Source organism: Pseudoalteromonas aliena (assembly GCF_038155085.1).
GTDB lineage: Bacteria > Pseudomonadota > Gammaproteobacteria > Enterobacterales > Alteromonadaceae > Pseudoalteromonas > Pseudoalteromonas aliena_A.
Genome location: NZ_JBAKAU010000006.1, coordinates 136,054 through 159,991, shown reverse-complemented (window position 1 = coordinate 159,991; position 23,938 = coordinate 136,054). Strand labels below are relative to the sequence as shown.

The 23,938-nt window shown below is 38.1% G+C and carries 26 protein-coding genes; 10 read left to right on the top strand and 16 right to left on the bottom strand.

The genetic code is table 11. The annotated features are described in order from the left end of the window. Positions 1–3: 3 nt before the first annotated feature. The 8 genes from era to rpoE all read right to left on the bottom strand — a co-directional run bounded on the left by era (position 4) and on the right by rpoE (position 7,246). Positions 4–936, bottom strand: a complete 933-nt coding sequence (gene era, locus V6260_RS08325) for a GTPase Era (protein WP_341593636.1) — start codon at positions 934–936, stop codon at positions 4–6. Then, positions 926–1,603 carry a ribonuclease III gene (rnc, locus tag V6260_RS08320; protein WP_341593635.1) on the bottom strand — a complete coding sequence of 226 codons (678 nt, stop codon included), beginning with the start codon at positions 1,601–1,603 and terminating at the stop codon, positions 926–928. The genes era and rnc overlap by 11 nt, the downstream gene beginning before the upstream one ends. A 2-nt stretch (positions 1,604–1,605) precedes the next feature. Next, positions 1,606–2,541 carry a signal peptidase I gene (lepB, locus tag V6260_RS08315; protein WP_341593634.1) on the bottom strand — a complete coding sequence of 312 codons (936 nt, stop codon included), beginning with the start codon at positions 2,539–2,541 and terminating at the stop codon, positions 1,606–1,608. A gap of 16 nt (positions 2,542–2,557) precedes the next feature. Continuing rightward, complete coding sequence (lepA, locus tag V6260_RS08310) at positions 2,558–4,345, bottom strand: translation elongation factor 4 (RefSeq protein ID WP_341593633.1); 1,788 nt, start codon at positions 4,343–4,345, stop codon at positions 2,558–2,560. Between the two features lie 275 nt (positions 4,346–4,620). After that, the gene (locus tag V6260_RS08305) at positions 4,621–5,070 is read right to left on the bottom strand and encodes a SoxR reducing system RseC family protein (RefSeq protein WP_341593632.1); all 450 of its coding nucleotides are present in this window, start codon (positions 5,068–5,070) and stop codon (positions 4,621–4,623) included. A 20-nt stretch (positions 5,071–5,090) separates the two neighbouring features. After that, positions 5,091–6,041: a MucB/RseB C-terminal domain-containing protein gene (locus tag V6260_RS08300; RefSeq protein WP_341593631.1), complete on the bottom strand. Its 951-nt coding sequence runs from the start codon at positions 6,039–6,041 to the stop codon at positions 5,091–5,093. 4 nt (positions 6,042–6,045) lie between these two features. Next, a complete protein-coding gene (locus V6260_RS08295; RefSeq protein WP_341593630.1) occupies positions 6,046–6,663 on the bottom strand; it encodes a sigma-E factor negative regulatory protein in 618 nt (205 codons plus the stop codon). A gap of 1 nt (position 6,664) precedes the next feature. After that, on the bottom strand, positions 6,665–7,246 hold the full coding sequence (rpoE, locus tag V6260_RS08290) for an RNA polymerase sigma factor RpoE (protein WP_002958721.1): 582 nt from the start codon (positions 7,244–7,246) through the stop codon (positions 6,665–6,667). 245 nt (positions 7,247–7,491) lie between these two features. Between rpoE and nadB the strand changes: the two genes are divergently transcribed. Beyond that, the gene (gene nadB, locus V6260_RS08285; RefSeq protein WP_002958722.1) at positions 7,492–9,102 is read left to right on the top strand and encodes an L-aspartate oxidase; all 1,611 of its coding nucleotides are present in this window, start codon (positions 7,492–7,494) and stop codon (positions 9,100–9,102) included. On the opposite strand, the gene V6260_RS08280 is transcribed toward nadB, so the two are convergent. After that, complete coding sequence (locus V6260_RS08280; protein ID WP_341593629.1) at positions 9,077–9,433, bottom strand: hypothetical protein; 357 nt, start codon at positions 9,431–9,433, stop codon at positions 9,077–9,079. The two genes, nadB and V6260_RS08280, sit on opposite strands and share 26 nt — an antisense overlap. Positions 9,434–9,488: 55 nt before the next feature. After that, positions 9,489–9,740 carry a succinate dehydrogenase assembly factor 2 gene (locus tag V6260_RS08275; RefSeq protein ID WP_341593628.1) on the bottom strand — a complete coding sequence of 84 codons (252 nt, stop codon included), beginning with the start codon at positions 9,738–9,740 and terminating at the stop codon, positions 9,489–9,491. 164 nt (positions 9,741–9,904) lie between these two features. Here V6260_RS08275 and ygfZ point away from each other — a divergent pair, with 164 nt between their 5' ends. Together ygfZ and V6260_RS08265 are read left to right on the top strand one after the other, a co-directional pair. Further along, entirely contained in the window at positions 9,905–10,816 is a 912-nt protein-coding gene (ygfZ, locus tag V6260_RS08270) for a tRNA-modifying protein YgfZ (protein ID WP_341593627.1), read from the top strand. 12 nt (positions 10,817–10,828) lie between these two features. After that, a complete protein-coding gene (locus tag V6260_RS08265; RefSeq protein ID WP_341593626.1) occupies positions 10,829–11,314 on the top strand; it encodes a peptidylprolyl isomerase in 486 nt (161 codons plus the stop codon). Positions 11,315–11,356: 42 nt separating this feature from the next. Here the strand turns inward: V6260_RS08265 and V6260_RS08260 are convergent, their stop codons facing one another. From V6260_RS08260 to V6260_RS08250, 3 genes are read right to left on the bottom strand one after another with little or no spacing between them, the layout of a single operon-like run. Beyond that, complete coding sequence (locus V6260_RS08260) at positions 11,357–11,839, bottom strand: hypothetical protein (protein ID WP_341593625.1); 483 nt, start codon at positions 11,837–11,839, stop codon at positions 11,357–11,359. Positions 11,840–11,861: 22 nt separating this feature from the next. After that, a complete protein-coding gene (locus V6260_RS08255) occupies positions 11,862–12,674 on the bottom strand; it encodes a DUF481 domain-containing protein (protein WP_341593624.1) in 813 nt (270 codons plus the stop codon). 44 nt (positions 12,675–12,718) lie between these two features. Next, positions 12,719–13,039: an HI1450 family dsDNA-mimic protein gene (locus V6260_RS08250; RefSeq protein ID WP_341593623.1), complete on the bottom strand. Its 321-nt coding sequence runs from the start codon at positions 13,037–13,039 to the stop codon at positions 12,719–12,721. A gap of 357 nt (positions 13,040–13,396) precedes the next feature. Here V6260_RS08250 and V6260_RS08245 point away from each other — a divergent pair, with 357 nt between their 5' ends. The 7 genes from V6260_RS08245 (at position 13,397) to V6260_RS08215 (ending at position 21,242) form a co-directional block, all read left to right on the top strand. After that, positions 13,397–14,188 carry a crotonase/enoyl-CoA hydratase family protein gene (locus tag V6260_RS08245; protein WP_341593622.1) on the top strand — a complete coding sequence of 264 codons (792 nt, stop codon included), beginning with the start codon at positions 13,397–13,399 and terminating at the stop codon, positions 14,186–14,188. A 71-nt stretch (positions 14,189–14,259) separates the two neighbouring features. After that, on the top strand, positions 14,260–14,613 hold the full coding sequence (locus tag V6260_RS08240; protein WP_341593621.1) for a CidA/LrgA family protein: 354 nt from the start codon (positions 14,260–14,262) through the stop codon (positions 14,611–14,613). Next, positions 14,606–15,349 (top strand): LrgB family protein, encoded by a 744-nt coding sequence (locus V6260_RS08235; RefSeq protein WP_341593620.1) that lies wholly within the window; start codon positions 14,606–14,608, stop codon positions 15,347–15,349. The genes V6260_RS08240 and V6260_RS08235 overlap by 8 nt, the downstream gene beginning before the upstream one ends. Positions 15,350–15,386: 37 nt before the next feature. Continuing rightward, positions 15,387–16,217, top strand: a complete 831-nt coding sequence (locus V6260_RS08230) for a mechanosensitive ion channel family protein (RefSeq protein ID WP_341593619.1) — start codon at positions 15,387–15,389, stop codon at positions 16,215–16,217. 167 nt (positions 16,218–16,384) lie between these two features. Beyond that, a complete protein-coding gene (locus V6260_RS08225; protein WP_341593618.1) occupies positions 16,385–19,639 on the top strand; it encodes a winged helix-turn-helix domain-containing protein in 3,255 nt (1,084 codons plus the stop codon). A 16-nt stretch (positions 19,640–19,655) separates the two neighbouring features. Next, positions 19,656–20,045, top strand: coding sequence for a DP-EP family protein (locus tag V6260_RS08220; RefSeq protein WP_341593617.1), 390 nt, complete (start codon positions 19,656–19,658; stop codon positions 20,043–20,045). Positions 20,046–20,252: 207 nt separating this feature from the next. Beyond that, positions 20,253–21,242, top strand: a complete 990-nt coding sequence (locus V6260_RS08215) for a sensor domain-containing diguanylate cyclase (protein WP_341593616.1) — start codon at positions 20,253–20,255, stop codon at positions 21,240–21,242. 36 nt (positions 21,243–21,278) lie between these two features. Here V6260_RS08215 and V6260_RS08210 read toward each other — a convergent pair whose 3' ends face one another. From V6260_RS08210 to V6260_RS08200, 3 genes are all read right to left on the bottom strand, one after another. Further along, a complete protein-coding gene (locus V6260_RS08210; protein ID WP_341593615.1) occupies positions 21,279–21,407 on the bottom strand; it encodes a hypothetical protein in 129 nt (42 codons plus the stop codon). Positions 21,408–21,502: 95 nt separating this feature from the next. Next, positions 21,503–22,855 carry a magnesium transporter gene (locus tag V6260_RS08205; protein ID WP_341593614.1) on the bottom strand — a complete coding sequence of 451 codons (1,353 nt, stop codon included), beginning with the start codon at positions 22,853–22,855 and terminating at the stop codon, positions 21,503–21,505. A 312-nt stretch (positions 22,856–23,167) separates the two neighbouring features. Continuing rightward, on the bottom strand, positions 23,168–23,917 hold the full coding sequence (locus V6260_RS08200; protein ID WP_341593613.1) for a serine/threonine protein kinase: 750 nt from the start codon (positions 23,915–23,917) through the stop codon (positions 23,168–23,170). Between the last annotated feature and the right edge of the window lie 21 nt (positions 23,918–23,938).

Genomic DNA, 23,938 nt, shown 5'->3' with positions numbered 1-23,938 from the left:
GGTTTAGTCTTCACCGTAACCTAAGCTTCTTAGTGCACGTTCATCATCAGCCCAACCAGACTTAACTTTAACCCAAAGCTCTAAGAATACTTTGTTATCAAGCATTTCTTCAATGTCTTTGCGGGCTTCTCGGCCAATCGTTTTTAGCTTCTCGCCTTTATTGCCAATAACCATACGCTTTTGTGTTTCGCGCTCAACAAGAATCAACCCGTTGATGTGCCAAATACCATTTTCTTGCCATTTAAACTGTTCGATTTCAACAGTCACTGAATACGGTAACTCCTCACCCATAAAACGCATTAGCTTTTCACGGATAACTTCAGCGGCCATAAAACGCATAGAGCGATCAGTTACATAATCTTCAGGAAAGTAAAATTCACAAGGTGGTAAACGCTTAGTTACTTCATCTTTAATTAAGTTAACATTTTTACCTTGCGTTGCCGATACAGGCATAATGCCAACAAAATCGAACTTATCGCCAAGAAATTTCATGTGAGGAAGTACTAAGTCACGATCTTTAACTTGGTCTATTTTATTGATAACCAATAATACCGGTTTACCACTTTGTGATACTTTATTAAGTACCATGTCATCATCAGCATTCCAATGAGTGCCCTCAACGACAAAAATAATAAGCTCAACATCACCAATAGAACTGGATGCTGCACGGTTCATTAAACGATTAATCGCACGCTTTTCTTCAACGTGTAGACCGGGTGTATCTATGTATACCGCTTGGTGTTTACCTTCGGTATGAATACCCATAATACGGTGGCGTGTCGTTTGTGGTTTGCGTGAGGTAATGCTCACCTTTTGCTCAATTATTTCATTGAGTAAAGTTGACTTACCTACGTTTGGACGGCCTACAATAGCCACCATGCCACAAAACGTATCTACATCACCTTCATGAGGTTGTATTAAAGTATCAAGGTTCATTTTTAAGTATCTTCAATGCTTTTTCAGCAGCTTTTTGTTCGGCTTTACGGCGCGAGCTACCAACAGAAATTATGCTATCCATTCCATCAACGATACATTCAACCGTGAATGTTTGATTGTGTGCTTGGCCTTTGGTATCAACCACAGTATAGCCAGGTAGAGATAATTTTCTGGCTTGTAAATACTCTTGCAGCAGGGTCTTAGGATCTTTTTGGTTAAGCCCTGGTGAAATAGCATCCAAACGTGATTCGTACCACGCCAAAATAAGGTCACCACACCGATCAATTCCTGAATCTAAGAATACAGCGCCAATAATAGCTTCAACTGCATCAGCAAGCGTTGACTCACGACGAAATCCACCGCTTTTAAGCTCGCCCGGTCCTAAACGCAGATAATCACCTAAGCCAAACTCAAGACCAAACTCAGCGAGAGTTTGACCGCGCACAAGTGTAGAGCGCATGCGACTTAAGTCGCCTTCGCGTGCTTTAGGGAATTTGGCATAAAGCGCATTGGCAATTACAAAGCTCAAAATAGAGTCACCTAAAAACTCAAGTCGCTCGTTATGTTGACCTTTATGACTGCGATGCGTCATCGCTTGTTCAAGTAAACCTTGATCAGCAAATTCATAGCCTATTCTGTTATATAATTCTGTTACATTTTTTTTCATTGTTACTGAATATTACCTAGGCGTTCAAAACGAACACCAGTTGGAACCCATCCTGGTAAAATATCATCTGGGCCATTATCAAATTCAAAACTCATCCATATAAAGACAGCTTTACCCACCAAGTTTTCTTTTGGTACAAATCCCCAAAAGCGACCATCTTCACTATTATCGCGATTATCGCCCATCATTAAGTAATGATCTTCAGGCACAATCCATTCATCGGAGCGAGTGCCTGGTTGTCTGTAGTATCGTCCTTTTTGCTCCGCACGCTCAGGGTAGATTAGAATATCATGACTCTCATCAGTTAAAGACTCCGTTAATCGTACAGACGTCATTCCATTCAAATTAAATTCATCGCTTTTAATAATTTCCATATCAATTTTATTATATTCATTACACAGCAAGCTACCTTGTTGCGTTTCGCCTTCTTTACAGTTTGGCTGAATATACAAACGCTTATCACGATAAACTATTTTATCTCCAGGTAATCCTATAGTCCTTTTTATATAATCAATACTTTCATCTAGAGGGTATTTAAAAACAACAACATCACCACGAGCTGGCTCACCCATATCAACTAATTGAGTACGCCAGACCGGATCTTTAATTCCATAAGAATATTTTTGCACTAAAATAAAATCACCTACTAATAATGTAGGCATCATCGAACCTGATGGAATTTGAAACGGCTCAAAAATAAATGATCTAAAAATAGTAATCGCTGCGATCATTGGAAAAATTGACTTGGCCGTTTCTGTTATTACTGGTTCAGGCGCAATTAATGCAGCGACTTCTTCATCAAGTTGACCACCAGATGAAGATTGTGCAATAGCCAAGCGTTCTTGTCTTTTTGGTGCATATAAAAGGTGATCTATTAACCATATTAAGCCTGAGCCTAATGTTAATAACACCAATAAAACTGAAAAATAACCAGCCATTTATGATCCTTTATTTTTATTTACCAACTTTTAAAATAGCTAAGAACGCTTCTTGAGGCACTTCAACATTGCCTACTTGCTTCATGCGTTTTTTACCATCTTTTTGCTTTTTAAGTAGCTTTTTCTTACGACTCACGTCACCACCATAACACTTAGCAATTACGTTTTTACGCAATTGTTTTACCGTTGTGCGGGCAATAACATGCTGTCCAATTGCAGCTTGAATCGCAATATCAAACATTTGGCGTGGAATAAGTTCTTTTAATGCATCAGCTAACTGACGACCACGTGATTGCGCACTATCTCTGTGTACAATAATTGCTAACGCATCAACACGCTCACCATTAATTAAAATATCAACACGCACCATATCTGATGTTTGAAAATGTTTAAAGTTATAATCGAGTGATGCGAAACCACGACTTGTTGATTTCAATTTATCAAAAAAGTCCATTACCACTTCAGCCATCGGTAGTTCGTACGTAACGGCTACTTGCTTTCCATGATAAGTCATTTTAGTTTGGCTACCGCGCTTTTCGATACACAAGGTAATAACATTACCTAGGTATTCTTGTGGTACCAGAATATTAGCTTCAACAATCGGCTCACGAATTTCTACAATATCGTTTACTGCAGGTAAGTCAGACGGGTTATCGATCTGAAATGTACCTTCTTTGGTTACTATTTCGTAGATTACCGTAGGTGCAGTAGTTATTAAATCAATATCGTATTCACGCTCTAAGCGCTCTTGAATTATTTCCATATGTAGCATACCTAAAAAGCCACAGCGGAAACCAAAACCTAGTGCAGTTGAATTCTCTGGTTCAAAAAATAACGACGCATCATTTAAACTTAATTTATTAAGAGCATCACGGAAAGATTCATATTCATCTGATGCGATGGGAAACATACCTGCATAAACCTGTGGCTTAATTTTTTGAAAACCTGGTAAACGCAGCGGAGCAGCATTTCGTTGATGAGTAATTGTATCGCCAACTGGCGCACCATGTATCTCTTTAATACCCGCAATAACAAAACCTACTTCGCCAGTACGTAAAATACCAGTGTTTGTTTGCTTAGGTGTAAAAATACCAACATGGTCAGCTGTGTGAACGTGCTCATTTGACATTATTTTTATTTTGTCGCCTGCTCGTAACTCGCCATGCTTAATACGTACAAGTGATACAACCCCTTGGTATGGGTCAAACCACGAATCAATAATAAGTGCTTGTAGAGGTGCATCTTTGTCGCCTACTGGCGGCGGTACATCTTTAACAATCATTTCAAGAACTTCGGCAATACCCACACCTGTTTTAGCGCTACACTGCACAGCGTCAAGCGCATCAATACCAATAATTTCTTCAATTTCTTCTGCAACGCGCAATGGATCTGCTTGCGGTAAATCGATTTTATTAAGTACTGGAATTACCTCTAATTCCATTTCAATAGCAGTGTAACAGTTAGCTAATGTTTGTGCTTCAACACCTTGGCCTGCATCAACAACAAGTAATGCACCTTCACATGCAGCTAAAGAACGTGAAACTTCATACGTAAAATCAACGTGTCCTGGAGTATCAATGAAATTAAGTTGGTAGGTTTCGCCATCGTTCGCTTTGTAATTCAACGTTACACTTTGCGCTTTAATGGTAATACCACGTTCGCGCTCAATATCCATTGAATCCAAAACTTGCTTTTGCATTTCACGGTCGGTTAAACCGCCACAAACTTGGATCAAACGATCTGAAAGGGTCGATTTACCATGGTCAATATGGGCGATGATCGAAAAATTACGGATATGCTTCATAAACTGGATTCTATACTTCTATTTTAATGGACTAAATATGAATACCTAAGTGACTTGAAAATACTTGCTTTAGGATGCCATAAGCTAAATTTGTATATAACAAACCATACTTACGCTTTTTAAGATGGGTTACAACCATTTTATGTATTGAATAACAATAAGTTATATTTACTTAACTCAAATAATTCAGTCAGATAAAATAATTTAAAAAACCACGGTTCCCTGTATTTCCAAGTTACTTTGGTATAAAACGGCAATTTTACATTTAATTGGCGTCAATCACCATCTATTTGAGTTAAAGGGATACTAATTGGGTGAATTTTTATAACTTTTATATCATGCTTTAACGATTTCACGCGAGTTTTAGCTATAAAAAAGCCAGTAACACCACCTAGAGCTGCAGCTAAAATCTGCCAGCCCTCACAAGCCATAAACAATTGCGCCGCAATAAGTGCAAAAACAAAACTTAAAAGAAGCGGTAACATGTAGACCGCAAAAGCATGCTTAACTACATGACTATCATCTAGTGACAAAGTGACCTTTTGCCCTATTTTTACAGTGGATTCAAATTTATAAGGAAAGGTTTTTTTTGCAGTGCCAAATAATTTACTAAACACTTGTGAGCCGCAACGACCATTGCAGCCTTCACAAGCTTGTTTTTGCTGTGCTTCTAAATGAGCAATGTGGCCATCAAGGGCCACAACAGTGAGGGTTTGTTCAATCATAACAATCCTTACGGAATCGTCTATAGTGCGCGGGTAACTGACTCTGCAATCGCTTTTGCGGTCATACTCGGTACATTACCAACAACCGATACATCAAAATTACCGCCATTATGCACATATACTGTCGTTGCACCAGAAGTGAGTGCGCCACTTAAACGTTTACCTGGTAATGGGCGCTGAATAAATACAGAAACCTCAACAAAACCATCAGAGAACAAATAATAATCAGTTAATTCGTTATTTAAGTCGAGCTTATGTCTGTCTGATTTTAGCAACTCAAAGCCATATGGTAACCAACTGATTTTCCAATTAGTGGCAGTATTATCTTCATTTATAAGTGCATCATTTGGCAAAGGCGTTGGAAAATTTCGATTGAGCACTTCAACTAGCATACTAGCTGGCTGCTCTGTCACACTAATATGTGTAAGCTGTAATTGTTCTAAGGCTTCACCTTCATGGTTAACGTACGCAGCTTTTAGTAGCAACGACGATTCCATATCCAGCCAAATCCAATAATTATATTTATACTCGTCTTTAGATTCTATGCGAACAAGTTGTGCTGCGCGCCCTGCAATACGACCTTTTCCGCCCAGTACAAAATCATAATGCGCACTTAAACGATCTATATCTTTAAAAAGTACTTCAGGGATTGGACCTGCTATCGAATCTGTTTTTAGAGAATATGGTTCAGACTGAGGTTCAAAATAAGTAACTTGATTATCGATACGGACCATTTCAAGCCCTGCACCGTTAAGTAAACTTAAGTGCTCAAGTTCGGTGTCACCTTGTAAAGCATGCACCCATCGGTAGGGTTCCATCGTTTTACCTTTGACAACCACAAACGAGGCGTCAAAATTACGGGTGTGAACGGCATTAGCCATTTTGAGTAATAAATCTTTGGCAGGGTTTGTGTCGTTGGCAAGTACATTAAAGCTTATTACCAACGACAGAACAAAAGTGATTACTTTCATTTAATTAATTTTTTTCCTCAGACGCTTTGGTATCAGTTTGCGCTGTTTCTAAAGAATTCGCAACTCGTGCTTGGCGTTGATGCTCAAGAACTAACGCACCAATACGTTGCTGCTGCAGTTCACGTAAACCTTGCTCAGCATTTTCAAGCGCAGGCTCAGACGAATAACTTACTGGCGATGCCATACCTGTCAGTGGTGTGGTTTGCAGTAATGGAATTTCACTTTGCTGCTCATTGTTACTTTGAGGAAACGTATTAACGCCCACAATAGCAAACATCGCTACACTTGCTGCAATAGCTAATTGAGCAACTGGTTTGCGCCAATTAAAAGCGACTACTTTATTATCTTGTACTGTTTCAGTGATTGCTTGAGGCTGTGTTTTTGACTGACTAAAGTCAGCATAAACAGGCTCGCTTTCTAGTGCTAATGCAACGCGATCGCTAATATCAATATGGGTGTCGTTATTATTTTTTTGAGCACGCATCGCATCACCAATTAACGCATAACGGCCAAACGTAGTTACATCTTGCTCTGCAATTTTTGCATCAGTTAGATATTGCTCGCCGTCAAGTAATGCCGATAACGCTTCGTTATCTAACTTGTTAAGGTGTGCTTTTGTCATACTAAGACTCGCCTATTAATGGGTTTAATTTGTTATCTATTGCTTCACGGGCACGAAATATACGCGAACGCACAGTCCCGACTGGGCAATCCATTACCACAGCTATTTCTTCATAGCTCATCCCTTCGATTTCTCTAAGGGTGATTGCGGTTTTAAGATCTTCAGGCAAACTATCAATCGTATTAAAAATAACAGCGCGTACTTCTTCGCTTAAAAGTAGGTTCTCAGGAGATGCATTCGATCGCATTGAATCTGCACAATCATAAAACTCGGCATCTTCAGCGTCTATATCATTTGCTGGCGGCTTACGCCCCTGGGCTACTAAGTAATTTTTAGCACAATTAACGGCAATACGGTATAACCACGTGTAAAAGGCGCTGTCACCTCTAAAGTTAGGAAGTGCACGGTAAGCTTTAATAAAAGCTTCTTGTGCTACATCAGCAATATCGCCTTGGTTAGATACATAACGTGAGATCAAACCTGCAATTTTGTTTTGATACTTCTTTACTAATAGGTTGAAGGCGTTTTTATCTCCTTGCTGGACCCTTTTTACTAGCACTAAATCTAATTCCTGCTCGCTCATTCGAGCCGGTACTCCTATGTCTGATTTTTGCTTGTTATTCATATTGTCGTCATTGTTCACAAATACTCTGACCTCTTTATGAATAAAAAGTTCTGCTTAATATTATTTTTTTATAAAATAGATGATAATAACGGCGCTAAGCCTTTAAAATCACTACGTAGTAGTATGACAAATATGATACAACTACAGATATTAAAAACAAATATTGCTCAATATGAGCATTGTAACCGCAAAGTACCTCTGACATGAACCAAAATAAACATCACATTGCAGATGTCGCTATTATAGGTAGCGGCGCAGCAGGCTTATCACTTGCATTATCTCTAGCTAATTATTGTAACGTTACCGTGATCAGTAAAGGAGCGCTTACCGAAGGTTCTACTTTATATGCCCAAGGCGGTATAGCTGCTGTATTTGATAAACAAAATGACAGCATAGAATCTCATGTTGAAGATACACTCGATGCAGGCGGCGGTTTATGCGATAGAGACGCTGTTCATTATACCGCCAGCAATGCTCACGATTGCCTACAGTGGTTAATCGACCAAGGCGTACCCTTTGATATGGAGTTTGATAGCAAAGGAAAAGAGCGTTTTCACTTAACACGTGAAGGTGGTCACAGCCACCGTCGTATATTGCATGCAGCTGATGCAACAGGCAAAGCGGTGCAAACTACACTTATTAGCCAAGTTAAAATTCATAAAAATATAACGCTTTTAGAACAATACAACGCCATTGATTTGATCACAGATAAAAGCGCTGGAAAAACTGGGTCACACATTGAAGGCATGTATGTGTGGAACAAAAAAGCTAAAAAAGTAGAAACCATTTCAGCTAAATTTGTTGCTCTTGCAACCGGTGGTGCAAGTAAAGTGTATTTATATACATCTAATCCAGACGTATCAAGTGGTGATGGTATTGCAATGGCTTGGCGTGCAGGTTGTAAAGTTGCCAACATGGAATTTAATCAATTTCATCCAACAAGCCTTTATCATCCTGAGCTACAAAACTTTTTAATTACCGAAGCCATGCGCGGTGAAGGGGCTTATTTAAAACGCCCTGATGGCACTCGTTTTATGAAAGACTTTGACAGCCGTGAAGAGCTTGCTCCACGCGATATAGTGGCACGCGCGATCGATTTTGAAATGAAGCGCTTAGGCGCTAATTGTGTTTATTTAGATATTAGCCACAAAGATAAAGACTTTATTATTGAGCACTTTCCTACTATTTACGCAAAATGCTTAAGTGTAGGTCTCGATATAACTAAAGAAGCAATCCCTGTTGTACCTGCTGCACATTACACCTGTGGTGGTGTAATGACTGACTTTAACGGCAAAACAGATCTCGATAACTTATATGCCGTAGGTGAAGTTGCCTACACAGGCCTACATGGTGCAAACCGTATGGCAAGTAATTCATTATTGGAATGTATCGTGTTTGCCCATGCTGCAGCTAAAGATATTTTAAGTAAAATTGAACATGCACCAGAGCCAATGGCACTTCCTCATTGGGATGAGAGCCGTGTTAGTAACTCAGATGAAGAAATTGTTATTACCCATAATTGGCATGAACTACGTTTATTTATGTGGGATTATGTGGGTATTGTACGCTCTACTAAACGCTTAGAACGAGCACTGCATAGAGTTGAGTTACTACAGCAAGAAATACACGATTACTATGCAAACTTTAGAGTAAGTAATAACTTACTTGAGCTTCGTAATTTAGTGCAAGTATCAGAGCTTATTATTAGAAGTGCTATGGAGCGAAAAGAAAGTAGAGGCTTGCATTACACTATTGATTACCCTGAACAAAGTGAAAATCCAACGCCGACTATTTTGACTCCAAAACGTAATTAATTGCGCCAACAGTGGCACGTTTTAGACGCGCATAACTCTGTTCATTAACGCCATTGGCTGAAATTATAAGCCAATGGTTGTTACTAAAACCTTCAATATGTAGCCATATATTATTACCATAAAATCGGCTTTTGTTACTTATTTCCCCCTGAATTTTTAAGCTCTCCCCCTCAAATCTAAATAACTTTGGTTCTAATATTATAATGCCCTCGTGCGGGTGAATTGCTAATACTTTGCGCCACATTATCAAGCCAGCTAATGCATTTATTATTAGACAAAAAAGCATAGCTAATAGTGAATCTAAAAAAAAACATAATATAAAGCTGAGCATACAAAAAAAGACCACAATTGGTTTGTGGTCAGCTTTATTATTTGTAACTGTAAACCTATACACGAACTCGGTCTAAGATGAGAGTAACCATACTGTTAAGCTCTTCATCTTTGCACTCTTCATGGCCCATAAACCATGCAAATAAATCTGGGTCTTCTTGCGTTAGTAAACGCTGGAAGATAGCCTGTTGCTCCGTGCTCAAAGAGTCGTATGCTTCTTCTACAAACGGCATAAACAAAACATCTAGCTCTAACATGCCACGACGACAAGCCCAACGAATACGTGCTTTACTATGAATTTCAACCATTTTAAACCTCATACTTAATTGACTCGAGTTTAACAAACACGAGCCTATTTAGCAGCTATTAATCTCTCATTAAATAATAAACCCGCACCAATAAGCGCTTGTCTGTACCATACGTAACAACTGCGTTATTATGTCACTTCATTTATATTGCAAAGAAGGTTTTTATGTCGAGCGTTTATGCATGTCCGTTATCTCATCAACTTATTAGCCTTACAGGTGCTGATAAATTATCTTACTTGCACGGACAAATCACTCAAGATCTAAATAAATTAACCAGCAGTAATTATTTGTGGGCTGGCCATTGCAGCGCCAAAGGTAAACTTTGGGGTGTATTTAAATTATTTTCTTACCAAGATAGTTACTACCTTGCAGGTAGCCAAGCTGAAGTTGAAAAATCATTAGCTGAACTTAAAAAATACGCTGTATTTGCAAAAGTTGATATTACTGAATGCTCAAAGCGTTTAATTGGTTTAATAGGTGATGATTTATCTGATGTACTCGCACAACTTGGTATTAACTTTGAAGGTGATGCGAGCGCGTGTGACTTTGAAAATGGTAAAGCACTAAAATTAGCTGATAACCGTGTTTTATTGATGGTCGATAACCAGTTTAGTATGCCTGATGATGTATCTACACTTGATAACGAAGCTCCTTGGCAACAAGCATCTATGCTTGCAGGTGAACCTCAGTTAAGTGCAGATGCAATTGGCGAGTATGTTCCTCAAATGGTAAACCTACATGCTATTGGCGGTATAAGCTTTAAAAAAGGGTGTTATACCGGTCAAGAAACCGTGGCTCGCATGAAGTACCTAGGTAAAAATAAGCGTGCCATGTATATCGTCTCAGGTCAAAGCGAAGGGGCACTTTCAGAACCTGATTTAGAAACCCAATTAGGCGAAAACTGGCGCCGTGCGGGTAAACTCATAGCACAAAGCTTTAATGAACAAACTAATAAATTAACAGGCCTTGTAGTGTTGCCAAACGATACTGATGTAACTCAGGTACTTCGTGCAAAACACACACCTCAGGTGGAGCTAAGCATTCTGCCTCTACCCTACTCTCTTGAAGATGAATAAATAGGAATGACTATGATCGTTGCGGCAAACAAAGTGGTAAAAATGCATTATTCAGTAATGGATAATGATGGCAATAGCATTGATAACTCGTTCGGTGGTGAACCACTACACTTTATCATTGGCACAGGCTACTTAATTTCAGGCCTAGAAAATGCTTTGCTAGGCAAAGAACCAGGCGACACTCTTAGCGTAAAAGTTGAACCTGAAGAAGGTTACGGCGAACGCCACGATAACCTAATGCAAGCTGTACCTAAGTCAATGTTCGAAGGCATGGAAATTGAAGTCGGCATGCAATTTCGTGCTTCAACAGACGATGGCGACCAATCAGTGATGATCATCGATATCCAAGATGAAGAAGTCATTGTAGATGGTAATAACCCACTTGCAGGCATAACACTTAACTTTGATGTAGAAATACTAGAAGTACGAGATGCAACCGAAGATGAATTAACTCACGGCCACGTACATGGCGAAGGTGGGTGTGGTCACGACCACTAATACATTGTTAAACCAAGTAAAAAAGCGCCTAGGGCGCTTTTTTTATATCATATTATTACGCTTAACCGTTTCAGTTTTTGCCTTACTAGGCAGCGCGATTGATACGTTTTTTTCTTTTAAAGCAGCCAGTAAACCTTTTTGATCGTTTGTGCCAACTCGGTACAAAGTGCCATCTTTAAGCGTTAGCTGTATTGCACTAAAGCCAGATACTGTATACACCCAACCATCGTGAGTAATTCGCATACCAATACCGTGCCTGTAGGAATTTTGAACTGCTTTCGCTTCTACTACTTCGCTAAGCTCAATACTTTGCTCGGCAACGCCTGGGCCAAACGCCCAGCTAATCTTTTTATCATCTACTTTGACTGTTAGGCCATGAAACAAAAAGCCCACCAGCACTAAAATCCCAGTAAATATTATTAAAGGTCCATCCGCGCCTAACAAGTTCCACGCAAGCGCTACAAAACCGCCTATCCATGCTAATACAAAAAATATAAACATTGCGTACTGCTTATGCTGATACATAGTTATCTCTAAATTAAAAATATTAAAAGTTGTATACTAAGGTAGCGCTCAACTCAGTATCGTATTTGAGGTTATCGTCTTCTGGCTTTGAATTATAACGGTACATATAAGCAAATTTAAGTGATACGGCACCAATCACTTGGCTAATCAGTGAGGTTTCTGATTTTAAACGTGAGTTTAGCCCAGAAAGTGATTGCTCTATACTTACATCTTGATTAAAACGAGTTCGCTTTGAAACCAAGCGCTCCCACTGCATAGCAACACGAACCAAATAACCCGTTTTATTTTTTTCATCTTCACTCACTTCAGACTCATCATCCGCAACTGAGCGATATAAACCAGGCCCAATATCAATATCAACTTTATTTTTTACACCTTGATAAACGCGAGCACCGTAACCTGTAGCCAACGTACTTTTAAAATCTAGACCACTAAACTGATCTTCTTCATAGTCACCGTAAATAAAAAATGATGAATTTTTAACACCTACTTTATAGTTACCTTGGGCAGAGACGAACACACGATCGGCTGTTACATCTGTTTCGCCAGTATCATCATTATTATCGCGCTTATAAAGCGAGTCTATCTTGAATTGATTTCGCCACTTTTCAAAATCTTGGTATAAGTTACCTTTAAATTTAAAACTAGTTGAATTGGTATTACCTCGACTTAAAATCAAACCAAATTCAGTATCACCATAAAGCATCTCACCTTTATGCAGCTTATGAATTTCTTCATCAGAGAGTTTGCCATATTCATGAAAGTCTTCAAACGGATCAACTGCCCAACTGGAGCAGCTAATCATTAAAAGAATTAAAAATAAAGACTTACGCACGGTATTCTCTCTAACAATAAAGGATAGACGAACAAGCAAAAAAATTACTCAGTTTCTTTCCACAATATGTGACAAAATGGAGCATCTTTATCACGACTAATTAAAACTTTAGCAAACAAAACATCTTCATTTTCAAATTCTAAGCCAACCAACACCTGAATAAAGTGCTCTGGTTCTATTTCTAGAGCAACAAAATCTTGCCACTGCTCATCTGGCTCACCTTCTTCAATGAACCCAAGATCTTCTCGGTATTTATTAAAATCCTCAACGTCTTTATCGCTAAGGTTATTAGGCGCAAGCTCTAAAAAAATATCATAAGCTTGATGAGTTGCCTCTTCTTCTGTGTATAAACGTGGACCCGACATATGTGCTTAACCTAAAGCCTTAAAGTGACATCATAATATCAAAACTAGAAACAAGTTTGAGAAAAAAGCGCTTAAAAATCATATTTTTTTGTTACCAAGTCATACTTTATTCAGTATTGAACGTTTGCAATATTTAAAAGCTTTACTAACGTATTGAATAACAATGCTAATTATAAAACTTAGCCTCATTAATTAACTACCAGTCATTTAAATACCTTTACGGCAATATAATTAGATATAAGTAAAATCAATTAATTAGGACTAATGTAATATTAAATGATTCAATTTATTTCCATAATATATGTACTTCATTCATGTAACATCATAAGCTCAAACAACAGGTCAGAGGAGTGTGTAATGATAAAACTAGAAAAACAAAATGGCATTGCAACCGTCACGCTTAGCAGAGCTAAAAAACAAAATGCACTAAGCTTTGAAATGTTTGTAGAGTTAAACAAAGCCATTAAAAATATAAAAAGAGATCGCAGTATTCGTGCTGTAGTAATAAAAGGCGATGGCGAGCATTTTTGTGCAGGCCTTGATATATCAGCTGTCATGGCGGCACCACTGAAGATTATAAAATTATTGCTAAAATGGTTACCTGGCAATCAAAACTTAGCGCAAAAAGTAGTATTAGGCTGGCAATCACTCAGCGTGCCCGTTATTGCACAAATTGATGGCAACTGTTTAGGGGGGGGATTGCAAATAGCGCTGGGGGCCGATTACAGGATTGTCCATGTTGATTCCAAGCTTGCCATTATGGAAGCGCGCTGGGGGTTGTGCCCCGATATGGGCGCCAATGTAATGATGAGCGGTTTGGTTAAGCGTGACCAAGCACTTTGGCTAGCAAGCCACGCAAACCCAATCACAGCACAACAAGCAAATGAGCTAGGTTTAGTTACTCAGCTTACCGATGATACTCAACAAGCCACGCAAAACATGCTCAGTAAATTACTTGAACGCTCACCCGATACGCTTGCTGCAATTAAACGTGTTACACAGCTTAGCTATAAACCAAACCAACGAAAAATACTCGCTAAAGAAACTTTCAGCCAGATTCGCTTATTACTAAACCCAAATACTAAAAAAGCAATTGCTAAAGCAAAAGGAAAAGCGGATATAACCTACGCAAATATAAGGCACTGGTAGGCTATTGCACAATGCATAAAAGAGTTTGATTTGTTAAAGTTAAGCTCTTATCTTTTCTGTGAGCCACTTTGATGAAATATCTGCTCAGTAGCGCTATTATTTTACTATGTTTAGCCTGCGCTAAACTCATTATGCACTTTATTGGTGGAAGCTTTCCTGCTGCATTACTTGCTATGGTTATTTTATTAGTTTTACTCTTATCCGGTATTGTAAAAGAGCAATATGTAAAACCATGCGCCTCCCCTATTTTAAATATTATGCCTATATTTTTCATTCCTGCAGGCGTGGGATTTATTGAACATCTCGGCCTTATAAAATCGCATTGGGCATTTTTAGCCTCAGTTGTGGTGCTAGTCCCTATAACTACCTTATTGCTTGTTAGCAATGTAATTGCGTATTTTAAGGGAAAAGAAAATAATGACTGATTTTACTTTTTCCACTATTTCAGAGCTACAGCCTAATCTATGGTGGCTGAGCATTCCTTTTATTATTGTATTGTTTTTAGTATTAAGGACCATAAACCAAAGTATAAAAAACAGTGTATTAAAATCACTCACCAACCCCGTATTTTTAAGTATTAGTATTATTGCTTTATTACTAGTTAATCTAAATTTGCCTTATACGCGATTTGCCGCGCACAGCAAATTACTAAGCTGGTTACTAGAGCCCGCAATTGTGGCTTTAGCGCTTCCTTTATACCAGCAATTTACACACGTACGAAAAAACCTATTACTCATAGTCACAACATGTAGCTTAGGTATTGTTAACGCAACCGTTGTGGCATTTTTGCTAAGCATTTTATTTAATGCGCCAGCGCAGCTAAGTGCATCTGTTGCCGCACTAAGTGTCACGACCCCAATATCTTTAATCGTCACTGATTCATTAGGTGGAATCAGCTCACTTGGTGCAGCTTTAGTTATTTTTATTGGTTTACTAGGGGCTTTATTTGGTTTTATGCTTTTTAAACTCGTTAATATTTTTAATCACGAATCTCAAGGCGTTGCCATGGGCACAGCTTGCCATGCAATTGGCACTGCTGCAGCGATTGCTGAGCATCCAAAAGTTGGCGCTTACTCATCAGTTGCAATGGCACTAAGTGCTTTATTAACAGCGATTATAGTGCCGCTGTTATATCCATTTTTAGTCAACTTTTTGCTATAGTTTGAAAATACAACATAGCCCTAACATAGAGCGCTTTATGATCAGTTCTGAAATCGAACAGTTTGAAAAATATTACACCATGCTTACTGAGTATATGGTTACCTACAGTATGCAAATTGTTGGCGCTATTTTTATCCTCCTCATTGGTTTATGGATAGCACAAAAGCTTGCCAAATTTGTAGCTGCGTTAATGACCCGCCATAACGTTGATATTACGCTCACTAACTTTGTCAGTAGCGTGGTAAAAGTACTGCTCATTGTCATGGTTATAATTATTGCACTTGGCAAAATAGGTATCAGCGTTACGCCTTTTGTAGCGGCCATTGGTGCTGCGTCTTTAGGTGCAGGTTTAGCGCTACAAGGAATGCTCTCTAACTATGGTGCGGGCCTCGCTATTATAGCTACTCGGCCCTTTGTAGTGGGCGATACCATTGAAGTTAAAAGTGTAAGTGGTCAAGTTAAAACAATTGAGCTTGGCTACACTATTTTGATCAATGAAGAAAAAGTAGAAATCACTATTCCTAATAAACATATAATGGGCGAGATAATTCATAACTCATTTAGTTATTCGTTAGTTAAAGGTGAGATAGATATTGCCTATAGTGCATGTGCTGATACAGCTATTAGCCTTATTGAAGACGTACTTAAAGCCCATGAATTAGTTGCTCAAAATCCACACTCACAAATAGGCATAGAGCGCTTTGCCGATAGCGGCGTCACCATTAGCTATCGTTATTGGGTGCCTACCACAAAAATAATAGAAACAAAGCTCGCAATTAACGGCGGTGTTTATAAGGCTATTAACAACGCTGAAATTGAAATACCATTCCCGCAACGCGTAGTGACTATAAATAAAAACGATATTTAACCTTCAAACTTTGTAGGTAATGCTATATTGCATTACCTACATCAATAAACCTCCCTTTCTTAGCAAAAACTTTTTTTGTGTTTGTTGTTTATTCTGTAATATAAATAATTAGTTAAATAACTGATTATTTACTCGCTTTAATCACACAATAACAATAATGAGCCATTATGAATCGCAGCCCCTTTTACTTAGGTGATTGGCAAGTCAATCCCCAGTTAAATAATATTCAACGCGCAGGTAAAACTAAGCAATTAGAACCTAAAGCCATAGATGTATTAGTGCACCTGTGCTTGCAAAAAGGTGAAATAGTCACCAGCGATGAACTATTAGATCATTGTTGGAAAAACATTGAAATTGGCGATAATCCACTGCATAAAATAATTACTCAATTGCGAAAAGCCCTTGGCGACAAAGCAAGCGAGCCCGCTTATATAGAAACTATTCGCAAACGTGGCTACCGTATTATTGCAAAACTTGAGTTCCCATTGGCTGACGACATACTAACAACTGAAAACACGTGGCAAGGTGGTTCTCCCTTTTTAGGTCTAAGCGCATATAATCCAAGCGATACACACTTGTTTTTTGGCCGAAATAGGTCAATATCTACCTTACTTGAAACAATATCGGGCCAAGTTAACTGTGAGCGCGCATTTTGTTTAATCCTCGGCCCTAGTGGCACGGGTAAATCATCACTTGTTAATGCGGGTATATTGCCTAAATTACTTGATGAACGAGGCTATAACGGCATCGGAGTTCTTTCTTATTGTCAGCTCGATTTTGCAGATGTACATAAAAATAGGCTTTTTTTAGATTTAGCTTCTGCGTTGCTCGACTGGGATATAAACAATCAACCAGTATTTGAAGGTTTAAGCGCGCAAGTACTTGCTCAGCAGCTAGAGCACAGTATTGATGATGTCATCAATACCATAAAATCAGTGCTTAGCAAAACCTCTACACAACTCAACAAACCGCAATTATTTTTATTTATAGACCGTTTAGAAGTACTACTCTCCTCGCCACTATTTAGTAACGAAACACGTAGCCACTTTTTATCAATTATTGAGCGCTTAGCAACGTCTAAAGCAGTAATTGTATTTAGTGCGTGCAGAAACGATTTTTACCCTTTAGTGGTTGAGCAACCAAGCCTTATGGCTGGCAAAGCTAATGGCGCGCATTACGACTTAACACCACCGAACAGGCACGAACTTCAACAAATCATTCGCCTGCCTGCAATAACTGCTAATTTAACATTTTCAAACGATCCGCTTACCAAAACACCACTGGATGAAATATTGTGCACCGATACCGCCAACAATCCCGACGCATTACCTATGCTGCAATACACTCTACAAGAGCTGTATTTACAGCGCAGTGATAATAACGAGCTACTACACAGTGTTTACAAAAAGCTTGGCGGTATTGAGGGCGCGATAGGCAAAAAGGCAGAAGATATATTTATTGGCCTTAGCAACGAGCAACAACAGCAACTAAAAAGCGTGTTATCACATTTAATAACGCTAAACCCTGATGGTAAAACTATTACTAGCCGCGCAGCCCGCTGGAAGGCATTAACCAACGCCAGCCAAAAAGAGCTTGTACAAGCTATGGTCGATAGCCGCTTATTTGTATCGCACTTACAAAATGGCGAAGCCTGTTTTAGCCTTGCTCACGAGGCATTATTGCGTCAATGGCCGCGTGCAAAACAGTGGATAAGCGATCATAAAGATGCATTAGCAATAAAAAGTCGCTTACAACACCAAGCACAAAATTGGATAGATGAAGGTAAAAGTAGCGCTTACCTCCTTGCGCCAGGTAAACCGCTACAAGAAGCGCAGCTATTACTAAACGACAAACTGTTTAAATTAGATGATAACGAGTACGCTCTTATTAAAAGCTCTGTAAAAAAAACAAAAACAAAAATAAGAGTAAAGCGAGTTACCGTTGCTCTATTATGCTTGCTTACATTTACCGCGTCATTAATGAGCTTCACTAGCTTTAAAGCCCAACAACTTGCACAGCAAAAACGCCAAGAAGCCGAAAGCTTACTAGGGTTTATGGTAGGTGATTTTGCCGACAAACTACGCAGCGTTAAGCGTATGGACTTACTTGATGGCATTAGTAATAAAGCACTTGAGTATTTTACCAATCAAGTCGAGGAACCAAGCCCGCTATTTAACTTTAGCAGTCAACAAGCCGAATTTAAAAGTCGCTTTCAGTACGCGCAAACTCTGGAAGCCATGGGGGAAGTAGCCTATTCGCGTGGTAAAACTGATGAAGCCTTTACCGCCTTTGAAAACGCCCGCATCCGCCTTGAAGCATTATTAAAAATCCAGCCAAACAATTTAGAGCTACTCACGCTCGCAGGTGCCAATGCCTTTTGGCTCGGCCAGCTTCATTATGATGAAAGCGATTATGCTGCCACTGAGCCATTATTTAAAAAGTACCATTCATATAGCGAAACCATGTATTCGTTAGCACCGAATGATTTTAACTCTATTATGGAGTTATCGTATTCGCATAATTCGCTGGGATCTTTATACACAGAGAAATTTGACTACACAGCCGCGAAACAACGCTTTACAAAATCGCTGGCCCTTAAAAATAAAGCGCTTGAGCTTAAACCAAATAATAAAAACTTACTGCGTGATAAAGCGGATACCATCAGTTGGCTTGCAAAAACTGAAGGTAACTTAGGTAACTTTAATGTCGCAATGAATATGCTGGAAAATGCAGTTTCTGTGGTGAAAGAAATGGCTAATCACTACCCTGATGACGCCAGTCTTTTTTATATGTCAGCAAATATACATATGCAACAAAGTTATTTACTAAGTTATTTACCTGATAAAAAAATGGCCTATTTAAAAGCTCGCTTTGCGAATGAAATTATAAATGAGGCTTTAAAGCAAGATCCGGAAAATAATGAATTTCAACATATGTATTATCGCTCATTAGCGCAGTTGATAATGTTGTCTTATGACAAAAAGGTTGATCCAAGGACAGAAAAAATTATTAGCTTCTTAAAATCACAAGGTCTTAATAGTATCAATTCTATCAATACACAAATTAGTCTAATTCACTATTTTATTGACAGAAACTTCCCCCTTAAAGCGCAAGAGTTATTAACAACTCTTGAAAATAATGGTGAATATAAACGGTACATAACCAATAAAATGAAAAATAGAGATAACTTAGCCCTCATAAATATAAACCTACTCAAAGCTAAATTAGCTTCGACCAGCGAACAACGAGATCAATTTTGTGCAAGTGCGCTTAAATCAATTACTCAAACAGTAAAAGTAAACCAAAGCATTCACGTAAAATACCCTCTAGTACAAGCGTATACTTGCTTAAATAGAGCAAACGAGATACCAGTAATGACAGCAAGCCTAATAAAACTAGGCATTGCTGACTTTAAACTATAAATACAAAGGAAATAACATGAATACCACCTTAGAAAAAGTCGATTTTCAAATGCATATTGAGTTTAACGATAAAAAAGAAGCCGTTTTTAGCTATACAGAAAATGGTAAAGTCGTTGATGGCGGCGGTACAGTAAGAACCGAAACTGCTGGTACTTACACTTTAACTCCTGCAACAGTTGGGCTAGGCTTTTTTTTCACGGGAGCTACAATTACGAATAAAATCGGAACATGTGCCCAAGATTTCAGTTATGAACTTAGCGATAACCGCCAAGCAATCACCATTACCGATACAGCAAAAAACTCAGGTACTGCGTGTTTAATATTTAACGTTAAGTGTAATGATAAACCTTATTCAAGCCCTGACCCACAAGTTATAAATAAAAAAAAATTAATCAACAACGCTTAATTATTGATTTTCAAATTGTACGGGGCTGATTTTTCCCTGTGCAATTTATTTATAAACTAACTATCTTTTAGATAAGCACTGGCACACCTCAATAAAAACAAATGAAATCACAAGCTTAAAACAGAAGGTTACCGAAAGGTTTAAAAACCATAAATTGAATAAACTGCTAGACATCAAGTTTCATTAACAATAAAAATGAGCAACACCATGTCTAACAATAATGAAAATAGCAGAGAAGATAACACCGACAACGCTGTATCTGCATTAATGAGCAGCATTTCTAATTCCGTTAACAATGAAAAAATAAGCGCGATTATTAATGTTACTAATGTGATGGCCGATGCTATTTTTATTGTAAATGCTGAAGGGATTTTTGAGTCGGTAAATCCTGTTGCTGCAAAAATTTTTAATATGCAGCTTGAAGAAGTAATTGGTAAAAAATGGCAGTATTTTTTACATGAACAATACCGTGAAGACTACAACTACATGTTTGAAAGCTGGAAAAAAAATTATCAAACACCGCTTAATCATGGCCCTAAAGAAGTAAAAATAATTAAAGCAAATGGTAACTTTTTGGACGTAGAATTATCTGTTTCATGTTTGCCTGAATCAATTACAGGTAAGACACCACTCTTTATTTGTATAATGCATGACATTACTAAACACATAAAAAAATACAAAGCACTTGAAACAGTGGCAAAACTTGATCATTTAACAGGAATAGCAAACCGCTGTACACTCGAAAAAACAATGATCAAGAACTGGCAAGAAAGTATTATAAACAAACAACCTCTGAGTTTCATTTTAATTGATATTGATTTTTTTAAATTATTTAATGATAGCTTTGGGCATGTGAAAGGCGATAAATGCCTGCAAAAAGTAGCTCGTACAATTGAAGAATGCTTACCCTCTAAAGAGTGTTTAGTTGCTCGCTATGGCGGTGAAGAGTTTGCGGTCGTGTTGCCTCGCTCTCATATATCGAATGCTGAAATGATTGCAAAGCGTATTCAAGATAAAATTTTAGGTATTAATTTTAGAGATATTGGGTTACCACGCAATGTAAAAATAAGTGTAAGCCAAGGGCTTGCATGTGAATATAATAATCAATATAGAACATTTGAAGCTTTAATATCAGCTGCCGATACAGCACTGTACAGAGCAAAGTCAGAAGGTAGAAACAAACTATGTATTAGGTAATTAGATATTGGCCTAATTTATAGCTACCTATATTTATTAAGTTAGGCCTGTAATAAATTTAACTGCATCTTTCATCGTTAATTTTGGTGCATTCCTACCTTTTAGTAATCGACCAAATATATCGGCGCTGGTAATAAAACGCTTTTCGACGTTCCATACAAACATAACGTGTAGTACGCTAATACCTGCATTATTCTATAAAATAATCAATAGTAAAAATTATGACTTCAAAAGTCGTTATATTTTCCTATTAAAAAAGCTTATAAAAGCAATAAACTACCTAAACCTAAGAAGGTAACAAACCCAACAATATCGGTAACGGTAGTTAAAATTACCGAGCCAGATAACGCAGGATCTATTTTCATCTTGTCTAAAATAGACGGAATAACCACACCCGCTAGTGACGCAGCCACTAAATTTAATAATATAGCCACGGTAATCGTAATACTGAGCATAATGTCGCTAAACCATAAGAAAGTAAGTACGCCAATTACAAACGCCCACACCAATCCATTTACAGCGCCAACACGTAACTCTTTTTTAAGCAAAGCGCTACGGTTTGAATCTGTAACCTGCCCGAGTGCTAAACCTCGCACAATAACGGTTAATGTTTGACTACCTGCAATCCCTCCCATAGAAGCTACCACAGGCATTAATACTGCTAGCGCTACAACTTGTTCTATAGTTGCACCAAATAAACCAATAAACCACGACGCTAAAAAGGCAGTAGCTAAATTAATACCTAACCATATGCCACGGTTTTTAGCACTTTTTCGCACACTTGCGAACAGGTCTTCGTCTTCACGTAAACCACCAGCTTTAGCGGCTGCTTCATCAGCAATTTCTTGGCGTAATTCATAGGCTGAGGCAATGGTTAATCGGCCAAGTAATTTGTTATCAGCATTAACCACTGGCAGTGCCATTTTTTCACTGTGGATCACCACTTCTGCCGCTTCATATAAATCATCATCAGCATGAAGCGATGAAAAGTCATGATTTGCCAATGTCATTAAGTTATCGGTGTCGCTGGCTTTTATTAAATCATTTACCGCAACTTCACCTATTAAGCTACCCTTGCGGCTTGCTAAATAAATAACTTCACTGTATTGCGGTAAACCTTTATGTAGCAATTTTTTAGCGCTACCGGCTGTTAACTTCTCCGATACTTTTAAAAAGTCAAAACCTAACCAGTGCCCTAATTGTTCTGGCGGGTATTGCTGCGCTAAATCATATTGTTTGGTTTGCGCTTCATCAAGTTGCTTTTTTGCATACTCAACAAATCGCTCTGGTATTACTTCTTCAAGTTCTAGTAGCTCTTCTACATTAACTTCATCAAGAAGTTTAAAAGCCTCAGTATCTTCTAGTGTTTGCAGCAACCACAAACAACTATCGCCACTTAAATTAACAAAAATTTCGTGTTGAGTGTCTTCATCAAGTAACTGCCAAATTTCAAATCGATGTTCTTTTGGTATAGCCTCAAAAAGTAATGACAGTTGCTCTGTTGAAAGTGTTAACTGCGCATCTGCTAATAATCTATTCTTGCGTTCTGTTGTATCGCACTGCAATAAGTCATTTATGAGCTGTGGAAGTTGATCTACCGGATACTCTATCATCTTAAACCTTAAAATTTTAAAGCGCACATTATTTATAGTCTACTTGAACAATAAAAAATTGCAGAAAAAACGTGAACTTATTAAGCATGCGCAGGCTATTTTTGCTCATTGTATGGGCAAACTAAATGCAGCACTAATATTTATTTTAAAAAATAAAAAAAACATAAAAAGGAATTGTTTCTGAGGGATTAAACAACAAGTAAGTAAACCACAGGGATTACTTATAATAAAAAAAACCCATATTAGCTAGGCTAATATGGGCAAAATCATACAATGAATTAGGTGTTTTTAAATTGCGGTTTATGCTTTAAATTAAAGTCTATCAGTAATACTTCGTACTAAGTCAGAATCTACAAATTGAGTAATAAGTGCAGCGCCCCACGCATAGCCACGCTGTATTGGGTAACCTTTAAAAATCCAGCGTTTACGCACGTGATTAAAGCGCTCTAAATAGTCTTGCTTTTTTTGTGGTAGAGGTTGTTCACCCAATTTGTTCCATGCTTTATATACACCTGACATGTCAGAACCTCGCATAAAGCGTTGCAACCAACGTGGAAAGCGCGAAAAGCTAATAGTGGACTGAAAATCTATAAAATAAGGTTTATCGTCTGCGCCGCATAAAATATTACCCATATTACGCAAGTCTAAATGCACGATGCCTTTGCGGTGCATTTTTGCCACTTGACGTTCAAGCTCACTAAAAAAGCCGGCGGGTAGAGTTTTACCTTCATGAATTAAGGAGCGCAGTGGCGTCCCCTCAATATAGCCATAAGCAATAGCAATTGGCGATAATCTACAAAAGCGGTTAGCTACGGCATCAAGTTCAGCTAATCGACTCAAGCCTTTATATTCTTGATTTACCGATACTCGTGCAAATATTTTGCGGATAAACCACGGGCTTTGGCTAAAATCTTTAACAATTAAATCAAATTCATTATCTTTATATCGATACACAATCGCGTTAGCAAAACGCCCCTTATGAACAACACTTAAGTGATGTTGCATAAAAGTATGTTCTGGATATTGCTGCTGTAATTGTACTAACAAATTATTTTCAATCATAACAAACCTAACAAGATGATA